Genomic DNA, 2170 nt, shown 5'->3' with positions numbered 1-2170 from the left:
TCCGGCCATGGTGGTCGGGGGTGACTGGCCGGACACCGACCCGGGGGTCGCGCTCGATGTCCGGCATCCGGCGTACGTGATCTACACCTCGGGCTCGACCGGCCGCCCCAAGGGCGTCGTCGTGAGCCACACCGGAGTGTCGGGCCTGGTGGCGGCCCAGGTCGACCGGCTCGGCGTGGCACCGGGCAGCCGGGTGCTCCAGTTCGCCTCGCCCAGCTTCGACGCGTCCTTCTGGGACCTGTGCAGCGCGCTGCTCACCGGTGCCGCCCTCGTCCTGGCCCCCGCCGAGACTCCGCTGGAGGCCCTGACGGACCTCCGGTTCTCCGTCACTCACGTGACGCTGCCGCCCTCGGCCCTGGCCGCGCTGGACGGCACCGAACTCACGGCGACCACCCTGGTGGTGGCGGGTGAGGCGTGCTCGCCGGAGCTGGTGCAGCGCTGGGCGCCGGGGCGGCGGATGATCAACGCGTACGGCCCGACCGAGACCACGGTGTGCGCGACCATGAGCGACCCGCTGTCCCCGGGGTCCGGTGTGCCGCCGATCGGGCGACCGGTCGCGGGCTTCCGGACGTACGTACTGGACGAGCGGCTGAGCGTCGTACCGCCGGGCGTGGCAGGGGAGTTGTACGTTGCCGGCCCGGGTCTGGCACGCGGCTACCTGGACCGGCCGGGCCTGACGGCGGGACGGTTCACGGCCTGCCCGTTCGGTCCGGCGGGCGCGCGGATGTACCGCACCGGCGACCTGGTGCGGCGTCGGCCCGACGGCGAGCTGGAGTACGTCGGCCGCGCCGACCAGCAGGTGAAGGTCCGCGGCTTCCGCGTCGAGCCCGGCGAGGTCGAGGCCGCCCTGGCCGAACACCCCGCCGTCGCCCAGGCCGCCGTCGCGGCCCAGGACGACCGGCTCGTCGGCTACGTGGTGGCCCGCTCCGACCTGGCCGCCCGCCCCGCGGAGCTGGCGGCGCACCTGCGCGAGAGGCTGCCGGACTACCTGGTGCCGACCGTTTTCATGGTGCTGGACGTGTTGCCGCTGACGCCGAACGGCAAGCTGGACCGGGCGGCGCTGCCCGCGCCCGAAGCCGCTCCCGCAGGGAGCGGGCGAGTGCCGCGCACTCCGCAGGAGCAGATCCTCGCCGGGCTGTTCGCCGAGGTGCTCGGCGTGCCGCAGGTCTCGGTCGACGACGACTTCTTCGGGCTGGGCGGGCATTCCCTGCTCGCCACCCGGCTGGCCGCCAGGGTGCGCTCGGTGCTCGGCGTGGAACTCGGGCTGCGCGCACTCTTCCAGGCGCCCACCGTGGCGGGCCTGGCCGAGGCGCTGGCCAAGGCCGGCCGTGCCCGCCCGGCGTTGAGCCCGTACGAACGGCCCGAGGCGGTTCCGCTGTCCTTCGCCCAGCGTCGGCTCTGGTTCCTGCACCGCATGGACGCCGCCGCCGCGACGTACCACATCCCGCTGGCGCTGCGGCTGACCGGAACGCTCGACCGCCCCGCACTGGACCAGGCCCTGGCCGACGTGGTGGCCCGGCACGAGAGCCTGCGGACGGTGTTCTCGGAGGTCGGCGGCGTACCCTGCCAGCGCGTACTGGACCCGGCTGCGGTCCGCCTCCGGGTCCGGCCGACCGTAGCGACACAGGGCGGACTGCCGCAGGGGCTCGCCGAGTCCGCCCGGCAGCCCTTCGATCTGGCGACGGAGCCGCCGCTGCGGGCGGAGCTGTTCGCTCTCGCGCCGGACGAGCACGTGCTGCTGCTGGTCATGCACCACATCGCCGCTGACGGCTGGTCCACCGGGCCGCTGGCCCGCGACCTGGCCGAGGCGTACGCGGCCCGTTGCGAGGGCCGGACGGCCGACCGGCCGACCCTGCCCGTGCAGTACGCCGACTACACGCTGTGGCAGCGCGAGCTGCTCGGCGACGCTGCCGACCCGCGGAGCCGGTTCGCCGAGCAGCTCGACTACTGGAAGCGGCAGTTGTCCGACCTGCCGGAGCTGCTCCAGCTGCCCGCCGACCGGCCCCGCCCGGCCGTCGCCGGCTGGCAGGGAGACCACATCGGCCTGGAGCTCGACGCCGAACTGCACAGCAATCTGGTGGAGTTGGCACGGAGTACCGGGACGAGTCTGTTCATGGTGCTGCAGGCGGCGTTGGCGGCGCTGTACACGCGGTTGGGTGCGGGTACGGAC

At 74.5% G+C, this 2170-nt stretch carries 1 protein-coding gene; it reads left to right on the top strand.

Annotated features, from left to right (window positions below):
* The coding region (locus NBY69_RS37085; RefSeq protein ID WP_250306681.1) for an amino acid adenylation domain-containing protein at nt 1-2170 on the top strand (2170 nt) is incomplete at both ends.

Source organism: Streptomyces sp. A 4/2 (assembly GCF_940670765.1).
GTDB lineage: Bacteria > Actinomycetota > Actinomycetes > Streptomycetales > Streptomycetaceae > Streptomyces.
Note: the sequence above shows the minus strand (reverse complement) of the source record. Positions and strands in the feature narration are given on the sequence as shown.